The following is a 19,529-nucleotide window of genomic DNA, read 5'->3' on the forward strand; positions in this document are numbered from 1 at the left end:
GTCAATACGGGACGTAGCTCGAACGTGTTTATCGGAAAAACAAAGGAAAACCATCTAGATAAATAAATATATGCCCTCCACTCGTCGTCGGTTCGCCCTCGGGGCGAGTTCGGTACTCCCGTTGGTAGCCGGCTGCACCAGCCTCAGATCCGATTCAGCCACGATCGGCCCAATGAAGATCAGACTCGTCAACCACACCCCCGATCAACAGCTGTTCCGCTTCGCCGTCGAAACGACCGCCGGCCTCGAAGGCTGGGAGTCGCACGGGGTGGAGCCGTCCAGCACCGAGTCCGTAACGATGGATCTCGCCGGGAACGACGACCCCGTCGCGATTCACGGCGTCGTCGATGATCAGCTGACGAGTGAAATGCTGTTCGAAGACGGCGGAGCTGAGTCCGACGAGATTTGTCCGTACGTTCTGTTCGAGTACGGCTACGTAGACGAACCCCCGTCGTTTCAGGTACACACGGCCGTCGACTGCGACTGGTGACTGATTCGCCCAGTTAGGACCTTGCGGCTAAGCCAGCCCACACGGTGTCAGTAGAAGGAACCCCTTGTGCTGAACTTATCCTCTAAGTCTTGCATGTCAATTTCAACACATTCGTGATCTTTCACACAGGGACGTATGAGAATCGACGCTAATTTCCATGAAAAAGAGAGGTGTTCACATAGAACGGAGTTTACATCTGGAACATCTAATTCGATTAGTGAACACTCAAAAGAAAATAATCCTCTACTACCAGTCTCGAGGTGAAAACACACCTCAACCAGTAGATATCGTCTCGTCTTCGATCAGCTGTTCGAAATCGACCACCTCATCGTACGCGTCTCTGTGAGCGAGTGCCGCTTCCCCCTTTGATGTAATTTCGTAGAGCCCGGACTGTTCCTTGGGTCCGATTTTGCGTACGAGACCGTAGTCTGCAAGCATCGGCAGCCGAGTGTTGATGTTCTTCCGGCTCTTTCCCGTGTGTGCCTTAAGATTCGTCGCAACGTTTCGGCCCGTTTCCTCGAGTGCCTCGAGAATCAAGAAGTCTGTTGGTTGTCGGAGTTTCATTATCACTATTATCTATCAATTGATATTAGATACTAATATGATATCATATTAGTAACAGTGATTTACCGGTAGTTTTAAATTCATTGGTTTTTCGATTGATAAAAACCCACGAGGGGGTTGTTGAACCCAGCCCTATGTGAAACAGACGGTCACTACAAATGCTAATTGATCACTCGATTTCTAACTGGCCGCTCCCGCCGTCCTCCTTATTGCCGTTCTCGTTCCATTCGAGTTCGAACTCAATGCTCAATTCACCGGGCCCGTCCGTTGGCCCCTCGCGTTCTGCTTTGACCTCAAACGTCGGGCGCGCTGGTGGTTCCATTGTTACGGACTCAGAATCAGATTTGAGTGTGACAGCATCCCCTTGTTCGAGCTTATCAGCGACACTGCGGAGATACGATGCGATTTCTTCTCGGGTCTGGTCACTCTCGGATTTGAATAGGACTTCTTCAGGCATAATGAACAATATGCTGCCTGCACCAATAAGTGAATCCCCTGTACTTACTGTAGAGAGTACCGTCTTCACACTCACGGCAGGTCTCGATAGCATCGGTACAGTTTGTTGTGCCTCAACAGGAGTAGAGGCACCATTCAATGAGTAACACTCCAGAGCACTCCCACGACTCGAACGATCTCTCACCAGCACAGCGCCTCGAGCCACCGAATCCGCGACTCATCGACGCCAGTATCGAGACGATCTACGATATGGATACGTTGCGGGCCTGCGTCGCCTACGAAAACCAGCACCAACAACGTGTCCCGATTCTCCGTCAACTCGAAGAGAAAGCCAGTGAACTCCGCACACAGGATGATGACTAATCTGGCACGTTCGCTGACAAATTGCAGGACTCCGAGAGGGATTCAACGGTTGTTATTGTATCTCCGTCCCTGCACGGAAGCTTGTGAGGTCGTCAATACGGTCTTCGAGTGCTTCGATTTCCTGTTGCAGTTCCTCGGCTTCTGTTTCCTCACTGGCAGCAAGTCGATCCTTCAATCCTTGGAGGCGTGACTCTTTGACGTCGTCGTCGACCTCCGCCTTGCGAACGTACTCGCTCTCATCGATCTCGTAGACATCGGACTCGGTGAGCGTCGTCACCTCGAGTGCTTCGTCGACTTTCTGCCGGTCAACGCTCATGACCCGCTCGCGGTCGATCCCTTCCGCCTCGAGCATCGAGAGGACGTCCTCATCATCTTTGAGCGAGCGGTTGCGGCGACTCGTGCGCTGGACCGAGCCATACTGACCGGCAACAGGCCGGTCGTGATGGAGCCGGGAGAGAAGCACATCGGCGACCTCCTGTCGAAAGTCGTTAGCGTCACGCTGGACATCCGACAGCAGCGTATAGAGATTTACGAGGGTGGCCGTCTCCAACTCAGGCAGGTCAGTTACGTCGTGGCGCTCGAGTGCATCGATCAGCAGCAGGCCATCCGAGTAGACATTGAGTCCCTCTGGTTCGGTGCGGTCGTCGTCATCAGGTTCGTGTGCCGTGTCGGCCAGTTGGGTCGTCGTCGGTCCGTCTGTCTCAGCGATTACACCCGCGTCCTCGTCGATCTCGAACCGAGGATGAACACTCAACACCGCTGGATACGGATCAGCATCTGGCGGGAGTCGGTCGAGATCAAACCCGTCATGTGCAGTCTGTATCTGATGGTAGAGTGTCTCGAACTGCTCACGTTGGAGCGGACGCTTCTCGTTGGACTCGTCAAACTGGACAATAACGCGGTGTTCCTGGACATCTGTGATGTGGATGCGAGAGTGCGACAACGGTGTGATCAGTGTCGCGTCCGCCGGCAACTCATCAAGATGCTCGAGAAGCGTGTGCCAACTGACGCTGAATGGCATATAGAGAAGTTACGCGCCATCCTGACTAAACTTTGCACTCAACAGGTGTCGGATAACTTTTTCACTAATTGAAGTAGTGGATTGGATAGTGGACATATATACAAACTGAACGCTATTTGTTTGTCAATTATAGTTCTTATTCGCCGAAATCTCATCCGGAATCTGGGGACAACACGTTTGTTTCGAGTGTTCGGTCTTCGGTGATCACGATCTTCACGTTCACACTCTTGACCCCCCAACCATCCTCCCCGAGCCGGTCAACAATCTCCTCATTGGTGAGTTCTATTGACTCGCTGACGGCGGAGAGAAAGATCCACTGGCTCCTCAGAACGGTTTTCACCGATCAAACTGAGATCAAGGTGATTCCGTCTACTGTATTCGCGCCATCCGTATCCGCCAATACCGCTGGTGATGGTCCCGGCGAGAACAGCATACATGAGCGGTCGGCGGCTCATTTCAACATCCATGCTAAACACAACAATGTCAATCTGGCAAAGGGTTTACGACCGCTACTATATGATGGACGTTCTCATAACAGACGAATGAATTATTACATCGAAAAGAAATCTGTGTGAGACTCGCGACTACTTCGAGCAATACCAGTCCGGGTCAACGAACTGTTTCGTTGTCGTAATTTTCTTTTCTGTCGTTGGAAGCGGGTCCCGGTCCTCGACCTGCCGAACCGAAAACGATCCCGAATACTCGTATTGGCCAGCCCATACGTCTTCGGTACCATCTCCTCGACGCAGTCGGAGTGGTTCGTCCAATACGAATCGGAACATGAATTCATACGTTCCAGGCGGTTTTGACTCGCCCAGTCGAACGTAGTTCACTCGTAACTGGTCGGTTTCGGTTCGATCTACATCACCGACTATCGGCTGTTGAGTCCCTTCGATGAATAGTTTGGGAGGATCGGCCTCCAGAAGCACGTCGATAGTAGACAGAACATCACTCGGTTGCTCTTCGTCGTCGGCTGCCACTGGAACCCACTCGTAGTAATACACAGGGCGTGATCCTACAGGAACGATCTGATGTGAAATGGCCTCACTGGGAAGGAGACGAATCAGATACGGAGGATGCGGAAAATCATTGTTCGTTGATTCTTCTGAAGACATATTACCGTGACTCCCGGTATTTGTCCCGAAGATAGTCTGCAAAGTGTTCGGCGAAGACATCCAACTGCGGCTCAGAATAGTCCAATCGGAGGTTCGGCGGGATCGTCTTCACAACCTCTTCGGCGGCATGTTCAGCAACTGTACGAATATTTCGCTCTTCGATACTCAAGTACCCCAACGGCATAATCAATATACTCGCATCCCCTTCAGTTACCGCTCCTAGTGTCAGGTCGGCTTGAGGGAGATGTTCGGGCCCAGTCGGTGTGTTTCGATACAGTCGTAATCGGTGGCCGTTCGTGAGAACTCCGTATTTCGCGGAAATCTCCGTCATATACCCGAATAGTTGCTCTTCGTGGCGAGTGAGTTTCCTCCCTGGTGATTTGAACTCGTACACGACTGTCTGTGAGTCCCGTATCTCGTCTTTCTTGCCGGATGTGATGAAATCTGCCTTCTTTCCACTCGGGAGGGTGTATTCGCTCCGGAGGGTCGTTCCCACATCCTCGTAGCCGAGAAGGCGAAAGAATCCCTGGTTTAGGAACATCAACTCTATCTCTCGCTCAGAATGGTCGTCTTCAACTCGATCTCCGATACTATTTAGAAGAGAGGCCAATTTCTCGTGCTCGATAAACTCTTCCATACTCTTGATAATAATCTGACTCACAAAGGGTTAGGGAAAGAGTCGTCAGAGACATCTCATTCTCTAATACTCAAGTCCGATGTCACGCTCGTGTTTCACAGGGGAAGGCATACTACAAGGGCTACCCCCATTGCTCAAGCACCACGACGCTGTGGTGCAGATTCCAACAGAGGGATTAATCACTGGAGAGCGACTCAGATAGTACAACCATCATACATGAACGGGAAAGAGCAGTATTTAGATAACTCAACGACCAAAGCGGTAGTGTGGGAATCATGGCTCGAGGAGACGCTTTTGCCGGACCTCCGCTCTGACGAGACACCGGACCCAGTCCCGTTTTTCGAATCTACTGACAACGGACTCGAAACAAGTGATGCACTGGGGAGCTACAAATGGGGGATGAACGACGGTGACTATCTCTATCTGATCTACCTCTTGGACGGACCGGTCGTAGACGCGCAGAGTGTGATCCCAGTGTATGTAGGCGAATCGAACGACATCAGCTCACGGATCGGACAACACTCCCGGAAGATCCGCGATTCGCTTCCAGTTACGGAGTGGGAAGACGACGACAAGTGGGGAAGCTTCTCGAAGTACGATCAGATCGCAGCAGTTGCTGAACGTGCGGACTGCCCGTTGTACGTCTGGATCGCCGACGTCGACGAGTTCGGATTCTGTCCTTACGATTTCGAGACGTATCGCCAGGAACTCGAGGCGAAGCTCGTTGGATTGGTTCACGCACAGCCCGAGTACGAGCGGATCTTCGCCAATCGGGAGTTCGTTCCGAATCGGGTCCTACACGAAATCGGCAAGGCTGGTCTAGAATGGGTCGAAGACGAAGTCGCATCACAGGCCACACGACCGCCAAGTCACGAAATAAATGTGGGAAATAATTCCGTGACAAAGGCCGAGTGCTGGAGAGAGTGGGCAGCAGAGTACATACTCGACGATATTCAGAATGAGAGACAGTCGGATCCGATCCCGCTCTTTGATGTGACCGACGACTTGCAGGTTCGGACGAGTGATGATGAGACACTCGAGCGCTCTGCTAAGATTGATGCCCGGATTCGTCGTGAAGGTCAAAAGTGTGTTGGCAGTGATGGTATTCGTGAGGATGGCTACGATGGCTTGCTGTATGTCATGTACCAACTCGAGGGATCTGCAGCAACTGCAACACCCACAGATATCGTACCTCGGTATATCGGCAAGGCAGAGGCCTATGGAAAGAAGCGAGAACTGAGCTCGAACTTTACTGAGATAGCCTACGAACGGAATGCGACCCGAAGCTTTGCACGGTGGGGTGGCGGAAACTACTGGCATATCGGCGAACTCTCGCTGGCACTTGCCGGTGAGGACAAACGTAAACAACACTGGGTCGAAGCGCTATTCGAACCAGACTCACGAAAGTTGTCCGAACAAGCGTACCTCTGGGTTTATGCTTGGAGTAGTGCGGAAGACAGCAGTCCGTATGGAACACCTGCAACGCTCGCAGAAGTCGAACCACTGCTGATCGGGACAGCGTACGACGCATATCCAGAGGATCTCTTGAACAAGAGCGGGACACCAGACGATGCGCCAATCAAAATGATGACGCCAACGTCCACTAACTAGCGATTTTGCAGCTGCTCGTTGCCGACGTGTTTTTTGAGACCCTCCGAGGGGTGGAGGTCTTCTCAAGTTGAGTTCGGGAAGACATAAATTGAGTATGGCTACGAGCAGCAGCACCCGGGAGACGTTCGACGATTCGGACACCCGGCACGACGAGATGCACAGTACGATCGAAACATGGATTCAGGACCTTGTTGAGGAGGTCGATTCAGCCGTCTCGAGCGAGCAATTCAAACAGTGGTTGGACGTTCAGAGTCGCTTCCATGACTATTCGCACCGAAACACGCTGTTGATCAAACTTCAGTGTCCGCACGCAACGCGCGTTGCCGGCTACCGAACGTGGCAGAACGAGTTCGATCGACACGTGAATGAGGGTGAAACAGCAATCTGGATCTGGGCACCCATCATTGCGAAACAGTGCCCTGAATGCGGGAACTCGCCATCGTACCACGAACGCAGCGACTGTGAGTATGACGACACTGAGCCTGCCGAGTGGAACAAGGGACTCGTCGGCTTTCGACCAGCACCAGTCTTCGATATATCGCAGACAGAAGGCGAACCACTTCCAGAACTCGAGACTGAGGCGAACGGCAATGCCGGCGAATTGGTCCCAGCACTCCTCGAGGCGTCGTCCGCACTCGAGGTAGCTGTCGAGGTCGTGTCTCCTCGAAAATGGTCTCACGGCAGCGCCAAGGGCGTCTGTCAGTATCGCCTGGAGAAGCAGCCCCTTGTGGAAGTTCGTGATCGTGAAAACGAGGCAGATCTCGCCGTCACACTCGTTCACGAGTACGCGCACGCACTGCTGCACGGTGGTATCGATACCGAGGACGAACGGTCGAAACGTGAACTCGAGGCCGAAGCCGTTGCCTACATCGTCGGTCGGTATTTCGGGCTGGACACGAGTGGGTCAGCGTTCTACCTCGCTGCATGGGAAGGAGATGAGCCAGAGACAATCCTCGATCGACTCGAGCGCATTAGTTCGACCGCTCAGGAGATCATCGACGTTGTCGACGAGGTGATGGGCAGTGAGTGACGAGTCGCTTCTGCTCGAGATCGTTCATGCGCTCGAAGAACAGGGACTCGCTCGTGACGAATACCAACTGCAGCGAGTAATCGACGTCGAAGCCCTCGAGCAACTCGTAGACTCGACAAGCCCACACACTGAACTCGAGATTCGGTTCTCGGTTGGTGAATTCCGTGTGCTGGTTATGGACTCAGAAGTGACTGTCACTATATAGTAGAAGAGTCAATCAAATTCAGACACAAAGTCTTCTTTGAGCTCAGGTGCAAGCTCACCGCCGGTAAGCCAGGTCACCTGGTCAGCAGTGAATCCATACTTGGGAATCAGCGACTCTGCCGCTTCGCCGAGTGGAATATCGTTTGTTACAATAATGACCTGGTCAGCCGTTCCATCACTAAGCATCTGGAGCGCCAGACCGATAATCTCCGTATCAGCCTTTTCCACGATATCCTCTGGCCGGTCGCTAGCAGTCGCAATGAATCTCCGCGATTGGTCCATGACCTTCGAGACTTCAGGTGTCGAATAGGATGGGCTTTCAGTGACTTTCATCCAACCGTTGCGCAATGCTACGTCGACAGCAAGATCACTTGATTCGTATCCATCGATCGCTGTCTCACCAGAGACTTCAGCATATACTTGCGGAGAAATTCGAAATACAACGTCTCGCTGCTTGGCTTCGCGAGCTAGTGCTTGGAACCGTCCGCTTCCTCGCCGTCCACAACTGATGAGTACTGATGAGTCAAGAAAAACGAGTTCTCTGTCGGCATCCATTCAAATCACTCCTCAACGACGGGGCGAAGTGCGTCCAGAATGATACCCGCTTCTAACGCGGCGATCTCCTGCTCTCGGGCCATAATTCGATGGGTTACAGATCCATCAACATATTCCCGAGCATACTCGAGAGCGACCGCAAGCCCGTCTAAACCGTGGCGTTCGATGTACGTATCGATATTCTCATCCTTTTTTCGGCGTGCAATCGCCTCAATCAATGCCGGCGTGATCTGCCGTTGGACATCATCCTGAACGAGTTGAAGATCGACTTCACGGGCAGTATATCGTGCGGGCCGTCCCTCGTTCGACTGTTCAATGAATCCTGCAGACTCGAGGTCGTTGATATAGTCGTAGGCAGTCCGTTGTGGGATCTCAAGGGAATCGACAACGTCGTCGGTCGTAGTTTCCGCGTTGTGACGGATATAGGTATAGATCCACGCTTTTCGGGCGTTCCTAAGGAGTTCAAACGCCTCACCTCCAGTATCAAGAGGCGTATTCCAATCTGCTTCTTTTGTGGACATCTTAGTAGCGAATTGCACGCAGACCGCAATAAGCCTTTTTACGAAAGACTGACAGGACAAAGCAAGATTGCATTGTCTGAATCGGGTCACCAATTCCAGCAGCAACCGTGACTAGAAGAAAGCGCCTGAGTTGCTCTGTTCGGTTTTTGTGGTGCCACAGGGGTGGACACCATGACAGAACATCCGACGTTAGCAGAGTTCGCCACGAACGAAACGACTGAAGCGAGGCCAGCCAATCAACCATCGACTGACGAGACCGTGACGATGACCGCTGACGAGCGGGTTGCAACGTACCTAATTGAGGATCAGATGGCGGATCTCACAGACGCAATTCGCGAAGCTGTCCAAAATGGCATCGACAGTCCGGGTTCATCCCGTGTGCTGGTCAGCATCTCACCTGAACGATCGCTCATCCTCGATGACGGCGCTGGTGTTGACCTCGAGTCGACCGAAGGGCGGCGAAACCTCTCAGTGCTGGGTGCGGGAAGCAAGCAACGGTCAGACGACGAGACGATCGGCGAGTGGGGCATCGGCAAGGGTGCGATTATCGCGAAAGGTGCCGTTCGTACCTGGAGTCACGACACCGCACTGTGCTTTGACTACCGAGATCGACGCGATTCAGGACCGTGGGCGGACATCAGCGGGCGCGATGGCCAGCTCGTGGATGCTGAGCATCATCTCGAGGGAGTGCTCGTCGAGATCGATCACTACGAGGACGAAGTACCGGATCCGGACAGTTACCGCTGGCGGCGCTACGTTCGTGATCTTCGCAAGCGCTTCGCGTACGTGCAGTCCCGGACGGGCGTCTCGGTCGTGATCAACGGCGAGCCAGTCGATAAGGGAGATCCACTCGAGGCAGTGGCCGACTCGCCACACCCGTCGCTCACACGCGAAACTGAGGATGCGATCCTCGCACTCGAGTACACACCCCACGACGGGCTCGACATATACAGCAACGGACTGTACGTGACGACAAAGCGCGAGTACGGACTCGGCGGGATCGTCGTCTCGAAAGGGAACTTGACGCTGAACTTTGCGCGTAACGACATCCAGTCCGGCTGTGATCGATGGCAACGGATCGACGACGCACTCGAGCAAGCACGTGACGATCTATATACGGACGTCTCGGACGACCGGCTGACTGCTGAGAGTCGGGAAGTGATGGTTGAAGCGATGGCATCCGAATCAGAATCGGATGAGCAGTGGGCCGATCGCAAACTGTTCCGGCTGGCAACCGAGTCCCGCATCAGTCTCGAGGAGATTCAGGCAGCACCGAAAATCGGGTGGGTCGACGGTGCCCAGAAAGGTGCGGACAAGCTCGTCGAGCGTGGCTACGTCGTCCTCGATACAAGTGATTCAGCGACGCAGCGGCTCCGCGATCTCGCCACCGATGAGAACATATCGATAGCAGTGCCGGAAACGTTCGACGTTGGCGAGCAAGCAGAGTCAGAGGGAGTGTGGACAGGCTATCATCGCATCGAGGATGAATCACAGTTGAACGCTGACCAGCAGCGGTATCTTCGCTTTGCTCGAGTACTCGCACGAGAGCTTGGGATTGAGCGAGATGTGTACTACGGCGAGGCGAGTGCCGATGCTTGGACCGATGGCAGGACGTACATCGTGATCACCGACTCGGCTGTGACGAGTCGTCAGCGTGCCGTCTGGATGCATGACCTGTATCTCGTGATGTTGCATGAGGCAGCCCACGAGACCTCGAGTCGGGATCGGCCCTCGCATGGGCATCACTTCGAGAGCACGTTTCGGTCGCTTGTTGAGGATCCAGGAAATCGGCGTTCGTTCGCGGAGCTTGTCCAGCAGGTCGTCGACGAGGGATTCGAGTCCGTGTTCGACAAGTATGAGGTAGATCTCCAGCAGAGCGAAGCCGTCTCTTCTGGCCAATTTCGATAATGGAGCGGCGAGGTGGAAGACCCACTCGAGTAGAGTGCAGTGGCTCGAGATCGGCATAGTGCGCTGATCTATCGAGATACAGGTCTGCTCTTCGGAGAACCGTTAACACTGCTCTTCCGGGGAGGTGACCCGAAGTTCGTCTTCAACTTCGTAGAAGTAGCCTCGCTCGAGGAGCCGCGTCAGTGCGTACTCGACATCCCGTTGCTCGAGTGCTAACTCTGAATCAGAGAGCAGCACGTTGGTGGCATCGTCGTACTCGATCACTTGAACAGCGGCTTTTCCATTATCTGGTGGATCAGCATGGGAGCACAGTAAGTCGTAGCACTCGCGAATCCACTCCGGGAGTGGTGGTCGTGGATCTGTGATGCCAGCCATTGCAGTTCTATATGCTCATTTCGGCAGTAATCCGCTTAATAGTACCCGTCAAATCTATTTCTCTCGCAGAGACAGATAATCCTCTATTGGACTGACCGCTCGAGACGCCGTTCTCCCCAATTTGCGAAGTGACTCTGCGTCTGAGAACCCTCGAGCATTTCAGCCAATCACCAACGCAATGTGATTTTTTATCTCCCTTACTGGGTGGAGGCGATTTTGAATGAAACATCCGATTCGAGTGATAAGAGAAGATAGAACCACGGAAGAGATTGTAGGCGTTGATCGTGATGACTGGAATGGGCTCGATGATCCCTGTCCAGTCTGTGGGAGTTGTGAATTTGACCATTTCACTGCGACTAGTGGGCATTTTGGCTGGCAAGGTACCGCAATTATTGAGCGGACCGATTACTGGGACGCTAAGCGTCAGTTATTCACCCGGTGTCGTGGTTGCGATGAAGTGTTGTACAAACACCCTGCCTTCGACCTCTTTTTTGAGTGATGATCTAGTGATAGATACGCCGGAGGATTATAGGCCTCATGTCAGGGTCAAAGAATGATAATACGATAGCCTTGCGTACGACGCTGAATACGCGGACAGCAGTGAATAGTCTGAACGTAGTATCAAAATCAGATCTATGCCGAGATATTATCTGTGTTCAGTTCACTGACAGAGATTTGTCGGCAGGATGCTAGACAGTCGACTAGAGATAGCTACAGCTCGTAGAGGGTGTCATAGCTGTACTTCCGAGGTTTAACGCCACAGTTAACGGTTAGCGACCAGGTTCTACAGGTTGAGCTGATTGAGAAAAAGAACGGCGGGATCAGTAGTGACTGGGAGTGGCACTCTAAGAACAACTCAGAGATGTGGTCGCGCACACGCGTGTACTTGCCTGGAATTCTGGTGGTAGAGAAGAACCAAGAGAGCGCTGCCGCTACAGCGGCAGGCGCTCTCGTCGAGGAGGTAGCTACCACGGGGAGTAGCTCTGAAGCATATACTCCGCTAACTCCTCTGCTCGGTCTCGATCACACCCCTTGTCTTCCATCAGCCCTTGAATCGCTGATTCTCGGACGATCTGGCCGATTACTTCCTCGAATGATGAGAAACCCGAGTGATTTGCACTGGTCTCAAGCCGCCGCCGTACCACGAACGCATGGGCTAACATCACCACCGCGAGGTGGTGATGAACGCCCTTCCAGGTTCGCCCCTGGAACTCGTCAGCACCGAGGTTTTGCTTGATATCTCTGTGGAACTGCTCTACGCACCAGCGGAGTTGTGCCCAGGACACTAATTCCTCCAGAGACGCCTCGTCGACGCCCCAGCATATCCATGCTCTGAGTACACTGTTTTCTTCGTCCTCGTCATCGTTCTTCTCGTTCTTCAGGAGCAACCAGCCTGTTTCATCGCTCACCCACCCTGTATCCCGACGTTTTACCTCTCGAACTCGTGTTCGATAGAATTCACTGGAGAGGGGTTCTTTGGTCCCTTCATTCCACGTAATCTCGGTCCAAGCGTCGTCGCCGAGTGCCTCGGCGACTTCCGCTGGCGTCTCCGACGTCACGTCTTCAGGATGAGCAGCGTGCTTCCGATTGGAATGCGCGTCTGGATGGATAAGGTCGGTGTCCTCAGGAACGGTCCGGAACTCCGTCGGCGACACTTCCAAGACATATGGCTCAGAAATCGCCGAAGAATCTGTCAGCAACGACACAGCCGTGATCGATCTCGGTTGAGACTGCCTGTTCGACGAGTTCCAGGGCTAGCTCAGGCTTCGACTGGTGTTTAATGTCGGCGGGGACAGCTGTGTTTTTCCGCCGCTGAGCGTAGCGTTCTCGTTCTTGCTGGCTCTCGTAGTCTGCATCGTCGTCGCCAGTCCACTTTTGGGACAGGAACAATCGCATCCCCAGTGGCCAGGTAAGTTGGTCAGCATTCTGCCGCTCGCCAGGTCTGGCGAGCGTGCAGTTGACCGTCACCTGGCAGTTGTCAAGTTTTCCAGTCACACCACACCATTGACGAGCGACGCCAACACTGTCCTGTCCCGTCTTCGGGATGCCCATACCATCGACGATCAGTGCAGCTTCGTGCCCTTGGATCGCTTCGGGAACGCGTTCCCGAAGCTCAGCCTCGACGCGTTCGTGTTCCCATGGACTCTCACGGACAAACCGTTCGAGCCGTTCCTGATCGGTGTGCATTTTCTTGGCGATGTCGGTGATGGTGTTGGGATTTCCGGGGCGCAGCAGGCCCCGGAAGTACCGGCCTGCGTTCAGCCATGTCCGTTCATTTTTCGGCCATGTCGATCCATCTACCCGAGTCGTGAATGCTGAACGGTAGCCACTGAGAAACTGTAGTCCTTCGGCCTGACTGCGTGTCACGTTGTTCGTCATACCTCATCTGAGGCGTTCTGTGACCGAAAACCAACTGTCGAAGCTAAACCTCGGAAGTACAGATAGAACTCTTGTCACACCGTGATGATCGTGCTCCCCGGATTATCTCCGCGTTCGTAGTTGGTGATCGCAACGACGAGCCGAAGGCACAGTGCAAGGAATACTTGTGCCCGTGCATGGACGCGGCCTCGCGCGGACGTGCCCGAGGCCGCAGTCCTTGACTGCGTCGTTAGTACGTTCGACGCCTGTCCGGCGGTTGTACGTCTTATCTAACGTCGATTGCTTCAGCTCCACGTCCTTGCTGTGTTCTTTGATACGGTCTTCGACCCTGTACTCTATGTCCAGTGGATCGTCGGTGTTTCGTGCGTTGTACGGGGCGATTGGCACGACTCCTGCAGCCAGCAGATAGTCGTGCCAATCAAGTGTGTCGTAGGCGCTGTCTCCAAGCATCCAGACCGGTGTTTTGACGGCGAGCGTGTCACGTTTGACGCGCATCGCCGTCTCTTCTGGGGCTTGTTTGCTCTCGGTGAATTCAGCTGCAATCGGGATTTTCGAACCGGTTGAAACGATCGTGCAGCCGTAGCCGTAGTAGTACTCTTCAGCCGTTGGATCGTAGCATTTCGATGCGTCTTGATCGGCTGGCATCGTTCTCACGTCTGTCGAATCAATCGAGTAGGTCAAGTCGAGCAGGCCCCGCAAGGCGGCCTGCTCGACGAGGTGGTCGAAAATCTCGTCAACAACGTGTTCGAGATCGGTGAGAAAGCGATCGACCGCGTCTCTCGACGGCGGTCGATCGAAGCCACAGCTGAGCCAGATGACTGTGTTGTTCAGTTCTCGCGCAACCGGACGAATGCCGTAGATGTCCTTGTAGTAGCAGTGCAGAAAGCCACGCATCATCTCGGGTGGTTCGTGATCTCGTGTTCGCCCCGTCTGCGCCGGGGCGAACACGTCGAACTCTCCGAGAAACTCGAAGGAGAGATGCTCAAACAGCGCTAGCGTCTCCGTCTCCACGACATTGAAGAACGTCTCTACCGTAGGATTATCTTGCAGGGTCGCTGGGCTCATACCACCTCAGCGTTCACCCTGCTCTCTGGTATGAGAACTGTTCTATGACAGCCTCTCTCATTCAGTAAAAGACGCGCTCAGAGAAAATACGTTAGACGTTCACTGTTGAAGCTACACTAAGCAGGTCAGGTACTATCACGATTAGTCCACAGAAATTGACAGCCATCCTCTCTCCTCCAGGACAGTTTGACTACCATAATCTATAGAATGGTTGAGTCAATGCAATTAGCAAGGGATGAGTAAAGACCATATTTCGGAGATCGATTCTATCCTTGCCGAGAGTCTCCCCGATCTTGAGCAAGATTCCGATGTTACAATCAGCAAAAAGAAGCAGGAAGATATGATTCAGATCCTGCAATACTCTGCCGAAGAACTTGGAAAATCTCCTACAATTAGGGAGTTCAAAAACCTGAACCTAGATGTGACTGCTGATATTATCGTGAACACGTTTGGCACGTGGAACGAGGCAAAGGAGGCAGCGGGTCTGGAAACAGATCAGCGCCGAACGATCCGAGATATCAACGAGACGTACTTCCAATCAATCGACTCCCCAGAGAAAGCATATTGGTTGGGAACACTCGTTGCTAACTCATCCTTACAATCTCAGCCAACCGGGGGGAATTATGCTCTCCAAATTGGCCGTAGTGAATATAAAGAATATTTTGTTACTGAGTTTGCTGACGCTGTTGAATCAGGTTATTCAATTAGCAGGCAACAGCAAAACAAATCCGACAAGCAAATCGTGCAGTTACAACTCTCGAATCCCACCTTCATCGAGTTTCTATTGGATGCGGGCTATCCAGGTCCTAACGACGAGCAAGGTGGATTCTCTGTAATTGATGACGAATATCGATCATCATTCCTTCAGGGTTTTCTCGAATCAAGTGGTTACTTCACGACCAATGGCTGGCAGATACCTGTTGATGATTTACAACGTGGTGAGACGCTACAGGAATGGTTCGAACAGTACGGGGCAAAGCGACCAACAGTATCACAGGTTTCCAGTGGAGACACCTTCGTTCGCGTATCCAATCCATTTGATATCAAGGCTATATTCGAATCGCTGTGGCCAGACATATTAGAGACGGAACCGTGTTGGAAACCGTATCCACGGAAAATCCTTCAGTATCTGAATTCCGAGTATCCCTACCCCGAGAACCTCTCATACTTGGACGGGTGACCAGTTACAAAACGGCGTCGAATAAGTCCTCTGTAGCCGCAATAAAAAGGTTACTTCACACAGGAATGTGGGTGCCAATCTCTTCATTTCCGGGTTTTGGAAAGATTCATTTTGCTCCCTTCTTTCGGTGCCCTCGGCCTCTAAGTCTTGCACGGCGCTCCTGACTGATTACCTGTGACATCCTCCGCGCGGTAAACGGAGAGGGATCGAAGATCCCTCAGGCAGTCGGGCGTTGCCCGACGACGGCGCGGCTTCCCGTACCGCAGGTGGGATATTTGCTGGTCTACGACACGACCTGTTCTCTCGTGTGAAACGTCCCGCTCTCGCGGTCGAACAGGTGTACCGATGGCTGTGTCGTTCGAAAATCTTTGATTTTCGTGATGACGAGAGACTACGTCTCTCGAACCACCACACAGCCGTTACTCCTATCCTCACCGTGAGGACTCGGAGTTATCTTTTGGCGCATATTCTCCGCCCCGTTACAATCAGCGTTTGCTACCAACTCACACGACGAACAAACGTACAGGCCACGTTCGACCCGGTTTGACTTCGTGTCGTCGCCACAGTGCGAGCAGGTCTTCGAAGTGTCCCACTCGTTCTCCTTCAGTACCTCGACGCCACGTATCTCGCCTTTGTATTCGAGGTACTGGTAGATGCGGTCGAATGCCCACGAATGTAACTTCTTGTTCCCGGTCTTGCCCCAATCAGACTCACGCACATCTTCAGGCCAACTCACCGCGAGCCTGCCAACACCGCGTTCGACACATTCAATGATGATGGCGTCCGTGAGAACGTGGTAGAACTGTGTTCAGCTCTCAATTCGCGTATGAGCCTGTAGTTTCGCCAGTCACTGGTTTTGTTCAAGATTGATGCCGTGAATAATGCCTGTTGAGAACCATTGTATGACACGCTCAATCGGACAATATCGGGACTCCGAGACCCAGAACGTTCGAGACACCCATCTCGAACCGCTGTGGTGTCTCGGTTACAAAATAACTCCGAGTCCCCTGCCAGGGATAGGAGTAACGGCGGTGTGGCCCTGCCAGTAGCCCTGTCATGTAGACCGGGTTACAAACCAGCAAATATCCCAACCCAGCGGTGCGGTGCCGTGGGAAGCCGCGCTGTCGTCGGGCGTAGCCCGACTGCTTGAGGGAACTCCGCTCCCTCTCCGTTTACGGCGCGGAGGAGGTCACGAGGTGCGCTGCTGATCCCTACCAGAACTAGACACCCCCAGAAGATACAAGTCATGAACTAACGCACATACAAATCATCACCCGGTGAGATACTGTGGGAAAAGGTATTGATCGACTGGTAGATAAACAGACAGGACAGCATGTCAGTCCCGGAGAGAGTTTCCAGGAGATATTTCTCTCGAAATACCCGACGAGTCAGTGGCCGTCATTCATTGATGAGATCGCGATCGATTTGAGTGCAGATATCCGGATTGGCGACACTGAGCTCAGCCAGTACAACTTTCCGCGGGAGGCCGGTCCATTCTACCGACAGGGGATGATTGCGGCGGCTGGAAGCAACGGCGACATTGAGAGCGTACTTGACAAGACGGTCGATGCGGCGGACCTTGGGACGATTGTCTACCAGCTCAATCAGTTGAGCTACCAGATTGAGCAATCCGACACGGGCTTGGAAAACGTCCAGCATGCCATAGAGGCAGTCATCGAAAAACTCCTTACAAAAGAGACAGGGGTTGATCTCTCTTCACAACACCACCGTGATACTGGTACCATTGCTGACATTGTGATGGACTTGTTTTCTCATAATGAGGTTGCACGGCATGCAGAGACGCTTGTTGATGAGTTCGAAGATAGCCTCGGCCAAGGGTTGCTCGCACGCCTTGATGAACCTCAGATGATGATGCCGTTGTGGGATCACCAGCTCGACGCACTGCAAGCGTGGCGCGACGCCGATTATCGGGGCTACGCAGATATGGCGACTGCGACTGGTAAGACCGTCCTAGGGTTAGCAGCAATCGCACTTCGTTATGGCAGTCTCCATCCATATGATGACCTGTCTGGACGGACTGGGTCACGATCCCATGACCGCATCCTCATCGTTGCACACAGTGATCTCATTCTTGAGCAGTGGCGCCGTGAGTTCGATAGTCACCTCAACATTCCCGAAGAGCGGACCCAAGGATCAGACACCATCGACCTCTCGTGGGGAGAAATTCATTTTCGGACCCCACAGAGCCTGATCAACCAATCTCACTACCCGTACGATCTTGTTGTGCTGGATGAGGCTCATCATTACGCGACCGGCCGTGGGTGGGGAGATCTCCTTGACCACTTTGACGAGAATATTATTGCGCTGTCGGGATCGGTCGATGACAGAGGCTCGGATAGTGATGTGCTCCAAGACCGGTTGGAGAACAAAGTAGGTCGTCGAATCAAGCGGTACGACATTGAGTCCGCTCAGGAAGACGGTATCATTCCAGCCTTCGACTGGGAGGTGCGGTACGCACAGTTTGAGCATGATGAGGATTTCGTTACACTCTCACAGTCGGTTGACGAACACTTCGATGCATTCAAAAAACAAGTTGCTGCCAACGAAATCGATACCGAACGCCGCTTGCAGACATTCGATGACGTTCGTACGTTCTCTCACACAACTGCGGGTAAGGAATTGAAGCGATCAGACGAGGATTTCCGAGCGTTTTCTACAGCACTATTCTCACGACGAATGAAGCGGTGGAATTTATCACCACAGTTTGATGTGATGGTAGAGGTCGTCGCCGACCACACCAACGACCACGTTGTCGTCCTCGTTGACAGCAACGCACAGGTAGAAGCGCTCACCGATCGTCTCCGTGACGAGCTATCGATCACAACCGTACAGGCTGCAACAAGCGACCAGCCGCGGGCGACGCTCCGTGACCGGCTCGACGAATTCAACGATGCCGAATCCGGTGGTGTCGTAGTTGGCACCGGTGACCTGCTCGGTGAAGGAGTCGATATCCCGCAGGCAAATGTCGCAGTTAATATGGCGACTGGTGGTGTGAACGCCCAACTCGTCCAACGTATCGGCCGCGTCCTTCGGAACCCTATGGGTGACAAGCACGCTCACTTCTATAATGTTCTTGGCGTCCCTGATGCGAACGCTGCCATTCCCAGCCAGGACGGTCGTCGACTGATCGAACACGCTGGCGAGTTCTGTGCGCTTGGCGCGCGGTTCAACAATCTTCCTGGCTTTGCAACCGCATCAGATCTGGATAACGGCGTCCTCTCAGAGTTACTCGCTGCAGGAGCTGATTCAATCAATGAGCTCCAAAAAAACGGCGTTTATGACCTACCTGATGATCGCGCTGAAGCCGAGCATCTGCAAGGCCTGCTCGATACTGTTTGGGAGGTCAATTCCAATGAGATCCAAACAGTATTGGGCGAGTGGAGTGAGTACACCTGGTACGAGAGCGCCCAGTCTAAGCAGGGTCCCGTCAGCGACAAACCGACAAAAACAACTGAAGTAACCGTCACCGCACCTGACGACCGTGTACTTGTGGACGCTGCCCTCTCGGTATCAACAGAAAGTGATGCGGACGTGACCGTTGCTGACACCGATGAGCAGCCGTGGTGCGTGACAGCCCCACACGGAACAGTGCTTGCGATTACGGCTACGCATCCGGACTTTGCGTCCGAGAACCAGCGTTTTACTGTCGGGAAAACGGAAACATCACCCGAGCTGATACTGACACCACGCGCCACCCCCGATGGAGTCACAATCGTCGCGGCTAACCATGATGATCGCGATCGGTGTGTTCTCAACGTCGTTGATGGCGATGCATCACCAGTTGGGGGAGCAGCTATCAGTGTCACAAGCACCGAAACCGCCGGGTTCTTTAGGACGCAGTCGGATGGACGAGTAACGATTTCACGAGCCCAATTCGACGATCCCGTCCGTATTGCAGTCAGGCACGTTGATGTAGGCATCAGAGTTGCCAATCTGGCACTGCCGACACACTCTGACCTGCAGATCACTCTCCCAGACGAACGATACAAATCACGAGATCATAGAGATCACATATCTAACAAGGGTTGATATGA

19 protein-coding genes and 2 pseudogenes are annotated in these 19,529 nt (G+C 53.2%); 8 read left to right on the forward strand and 13 right to left on the reverse strand.

Annotation, left to right across the window (positions count from 1 at the left end; genetic code table 11):
* The first annotated feature begins 172 nt into the window (after positions 1 to 172).
* Positions 173 to 490 carry a hypothetical protein gene (locus BW940_RS17370; protein ID WP_076610462.1) on the forward strand — a complete coding sequence of 106 codons (318 nt, stop codon included), beginning with the start codon at positions 173 to 175 and terminating at the stop codon, positions 488 to 490.
* Positions 491 to 763: 273 nt separating this feature from the next.
* Here the strand turns inward: BW940_RS17370 and BW940_RS17375 are convergent, their stop codons facing one another.
* Together BW940_RS17375 and BW940_RS17380 are read right to left on the reverse strand one after the other, a co-directional pair.
* Positions 764 to 1,054 (reverse strand): hypothetical protein, encoded by a 291-nt coding sequence (locus BW940_RS17375; protein ID WP_076610463.1) that lies wholly within the window; start codon positions 1,052 to 1,054, stop codon positions 764 to 766.
* Between the two features lie 169 nt (positions 1,055 to 1,223).
* On the reverse strand, positions 1,224 to 1,511 hold the full coding sequence (locus BW940_RS17380) for an amphi-Trp domain-containing protein (protein ID WP_076610464.1): 288 nt from the start codon (positions 1,509 to 1,511) through the stop codon (positions 1,224 to 1,226).
* Positions 1,512 to 1,648: 137 nt separating this feature from the next.
* On the opposite strand from BW940_RS17380, the gene BW940_RS17385 reads away from it, so the two are divergent.
* On the forward strand, positions 1,649 to 1,873 hold the full coding sequence (locus tag BW940_RS17385) for a hypothetical protein (protein WP_076610465.1): 225 nt from the start codon (positions 1,649 to 1,651) through the stop codon (positions 1,871 to 1,873).
* Positions 1,874 to 1,925: 52 nt separating this feature from the next.
* On the opposite strand, the gene BW940_RS17390 is transcribed toward BW940_RS17385, so the two are convergent.
* The 4 genes from BW940_RS17390 to BW940_RS17405 all read right to left on the reverse strand — a co-directional run bounded on the left by BW940_RS17390 (position 1,926) and on the right by BW940_RS17405 (position 4,646).
* The gene (locus BW940_RS17390; RefSeq protein WP_076610466.1) at positions 1,926 to 2,894 is read right to left on the reverse strand and encodes a hypothetical protein; all 969 of its coding nucleotides are present in this window, start codon (positions 2,892 to 2,894) and stop codon (positions 1,926 to 1,928) included.
* A gap of 151 nt (positions 2,895 to 3,045) precedes the next feature.
* Entirely contained in the window at positions 3,046 to 3,234 is a 189-nt protein-coding gene (locus tag BW940_RS17395; protein WP_076610467.1) for a hypothetical protein, read from the reverse strand.
* 244 nt (positions 3,235 to 3,478) lie between these two features.
* Positions 3,479 to 4,009, reverse strand: a complete 531-nt coding sequence (locus BW940_RS17400; protein ID WP_143823925.1) for a hypothetical protein — start codon at positions 4,007 to 4,009, stop codon at positions 3,479 to 3,481.
* Between the two features lies 1 nt (position 4,010).
* The gene (locus BW940_RS17405; RefSeq protein WP_235847837.1) at positions 4,011 to 4,646 is read right to left on the reverse strand and encodes a type I restriction enzyme HsdR N-terminal domain-containing protein; all 636 of its coding nucleotides are present in this window, start codon (positions 4,644 to 4,646) and stop codon (positions 4,011 to 4,013) included.
* Between BW940_RS17405 and BW940_RS17410 the strand changes: the two genes are divergently transcribed.
* The 3 genes from BW940_RS17410 to BW940_RS17420 all read left to right on the forward strand — a co-directional run bounded on the left by BW940_RS17410 (position 4,626) and on the right by BW940_RS17420 (position 7,492).
* Positions 4,626 to 6,257: a GIY-YIG nuclease family protein gene (locus tag BW940_RS17410; RefSeq protein ID WP_235847838.1), complete on the forward strand. Its 1,632-nt coding sequence runs from the start codon at positions 4,626 to 4,628 to the stop codon at positions 6,255 to 6,257. The two genes, BW940_RS17405 and BW940_RS17410, sit on opposite strands and share 21 nt — an antisense overlap.
* A 94-nt stretch (positions 6,258 to 6,351) precedes the next feature.
* Positions 6,352 to 7,287: an ImmA/IrrE family metallo-endopeptidase gene (locus BW940_RS17415; RefSeq protein WP_076610470.1), complete on the forward strand. Its 936-nt coding sequence runs from the start codon at positions 6,352 to 6,354 to the stop codon at positions 7,285 to 7,287.
* Positions 7,280 to 7,492 (forward strand): HalOD1 output domain-containing protein, encoded by a 213-nt coding sequence (locus tag BW940_RS17420; protein ID WP_076610471.1) that lies wholly within the window; start codon positions 7,280 to 7,282, stop codon positions 7,490 to 7,492. The genes BW940_RS17415 and BW940_RS17420 overlap by 8 nt, the downstream gene beginning before the upstream one ends.
* Before the next feature lie 8 nt (positions 7,493 to 7,500).
* Here the strand turns inward: BW940_RS17420 and BW940_RS17425 are convergent, their stop codons facing one another.
* Together BW940_RS17425 and BW940_RS17430 are read right to left on the reverse strand one after the other, a co-directional pair.
* A complete protein-coding gene (locus BW940_RS17425) occupies positions 7,501 to 8,046 on the reverse strand; it encodes a hypothetical protein (protein ID WP_076610472.1) in 546 nt (181 codons plus the stop codon).
* A 5-nt stretch (positions 8,047 to 8,051) separates the two neighbouring features.
* On the reverse strand, positions 8,052 to 8,567 hold the full coding sequence (locus tag BW940_RS17430) for a DUF7437 domain-containing protein (RefSeq protein WP_076610503.1): 516 nt from the start codon (positions 8,565 to 8,567) through the stop codon (positions 8,052 to 8,054).
* Positions 8,568 to 8,738: 171 nt separating this feature from the next.
* On the opposite strand from BW940_RS17430, the gene BW940_RS17435 reads away from it, so the two are divergent.
* On the forward strand, positions 8,739 to 10,475 hold the full coding sequence (locus BW940_RS17435; protein ID WP_076610473.1) for a sensor histidine kinase: 1,737 nt from the start codon (positions 8,739 to 8,741) through the stop codon (positions 10,473 to 10,475).
* A gap of 102 nt (positions 10,476 to 10,577) precedes the next feature.
* On the opposite strand, the gene BW940_RS17440 is transcribed toward BW940_RS17435, so the two are convergent.
* From BW940_RS17440 to BW940_RS17455, 4 genes and pseudogenes are all read right to left on the reverse strand, one after another.
* Positions 10,578 to 10,850, reverse strand: a complete 273-nt coding sequence (locus tag BW940_RS17440) for a hypothetical protein (protein WP_076610474.1) — start codon at positions 10,848 to 10,850, stop codon at positions 10,578 to 10,580.
* 965 nt (positions 10,851 to 11,815) lie between these two features.
* Positions 11,816 to 12,505 carry a transposase gene (locus tag BW940_RS21965; protein WP_216819674.1) on the reverse strand — a complete coding sequence of 230 codons (690 nt, stop codon included), beginning with the start codon at positions 12,503 to 12,505 and terminating at the stop codon, positions 11,816 to 11,818.
* Between the two features lie 16 nt (positions 12,506 to 12,521).
* On the reverse strand, positions 12,522 to 13,229 hold the full coding sequence (locus tag BW940_RS21970) for an IS701 family transposase (protein ID WP_076610476.1): 708 nt from the start codon (positions 13,227 to 13,229) through the stop codon (positions 12,522 to 12,524).
* Positions 13,230 to 13,303: 74 nt separating this feature from the next.
* Positions 13,304 to 14,294: pseudogene (locus BW940_RS17455) on the reverse strand (transposase).
* Positions 14,295 to 14,529: 235 nt separating this feature from the next.
* Here BW940_RS17455 and BW940_RS17460 point away from each other — a divergent pair.
* Positions 14,530 to 15,474 carry a homing endonuclease associated repeat-containing protein gene (locus BW940_RS17460; RefSeq protein WP_076610477.1) on the forward strand — a complete coding sequence of 315 codons (945 nt, stop codon included), beginning with the start codon at positions 14,530 to 14,532 and terminating at the stop codon, positions 15,472 to 15,474.
* A 283-nt stretch (positions 15,475 to 15,757) separates the two neighbouring features.
* On the opposite strand, the pseudogene BW940_RS17465 reads toward BW940_RS17460, so the two are convergent.
* A pseudogene (locus BW940_RS17465) lies at positions 15,758 to 16,282 on the reverse strand (zinc ribbon domain-containing protein); the annotation flags it as partial.
* 479 nt (positions 16,283 to 16,761) lie between these two features.
* On the opposite strand from BW940_RS17465, the gene BW940_RS17470 reads away from it, so the two are divergent.
* The gene (locus tag BW940_RS17470; protein ID WP_076610478.1) at positions 16,762 to 19,524 is read left to right on the forward strand and encodes a DEAD/DEAH box helicase; all 2,763 of its coding nucleotides are present in this window, start codon (positions 16,762 to 16,764) and stop codon (positions 19,522 to 19,524) included.
* The last annotated feature ends 5 nt before the right edge of the window (positions 19,525 to 19,529 follow it).

Origin of the sequence: Natronorubrum thiooxidans, from assembly GCF_900156475.1 — an archaeon.
In the GTDB taxonomy this organism is placed as follows: domain Archaea; phylum Halobacteriota; class Halobacteria; order Halobacteriales; family Natrialbaceae; genus Natronorubrum; species Natronorubrum thiooxidans.

Coding starts and splice junctions, on each gene's coding strand:
- BW940_RS17385 (WP_076610465.1), top strand. CDS start 1,649: ATGAGTAACACTCCAGAGCACTCCCACGACTCGAACGATCTCTCACCA.
- BW940_RS17375 (WP_076610463.1), bottom strand. CDS start 1,054: ATGAAACTCCGACAACCAACAGACTTCTTGATTCTCGAGGCACTCGAG.
- BW940_RS17425 (WP_076610472.1), bottom strand. CDS start 8,046: ATGGATGCCGACAGAGAACTCGTTTTTCTTGACTCATCAGTACTCATC.
- BW940_RS17400 (WP_143823925.1), bottom strand. CDS start 4,009: ATGTCTTCAGAAGAATCAACGAACAATGATTTTCCGCATCCTCCGTAT.
- BW940_RS17435 (WP_076610473.1), top strand. CDS start 8,739: ATGACAGAACATCCGACGTTAGCAGAGTTCGCCACGAACGAAACGACT.
- BW940_RS17415 (WP_076610470.1), top strand. CDS start 6,352: ATGGCTACGAGCAGCAGCACCCGGGAGACGTTCGACGATTCGGACACC.
- BW940_RS17460 (WP_076610477.1), top strand. CDS start 14,530: ATGAGTAAAGACCATATTTCGGAGATCGATTCTATCCTTGCCGAGAGT.
- BW940_RS17370 (WP_076610462.1), top strand. CDS start 173: ATGAAGATCAGACTCGTCAACCACACCCCCGATCAACAGCTGTTCCGC.
- BW940_RS17380 (WP_076610464.1), bottom strand. CDS start 1,511: ATGCCTGAAGAAGTCCTATTCAAATCCGAGAGTGACCAGACCCGAGAA.
- BW940_RS17390 (WP_076610466.1), bottom strand. CDS start 2,894: ATGCCATTCAGCGTCAGTTGGCACACGCTTCTCGAGCATCTTGATGAG.
- BW940_RS17430 (WP_076610503.1), bottom strand. CDS start 8,567: ATGTCCACAAAAGAAGCAGATTGGAATACGCCTCTTGATACTGGAGGT.
- BW940_RS17405 (WP_235847837.1), bottom strand. CDS start 4,646: ATGGAAGAGTTTATCGAGCACGAGAAATTGGCCTCTCTTCTAAATAGT.
- BW940_RS21970 (WP_076610476.1), bottom strand. CDS start 13,229: ATGACGAACAACGTGACACGCAGTCAGGCCGAAGGACTACAGTTTCTC.
- BW940_RS17440 (WP_076610474.1), bottom strand. CDS start 10,850: ATGGCTGGCATCACAGATCCACGACCACCACTCCCGGAGTGGATTCGC.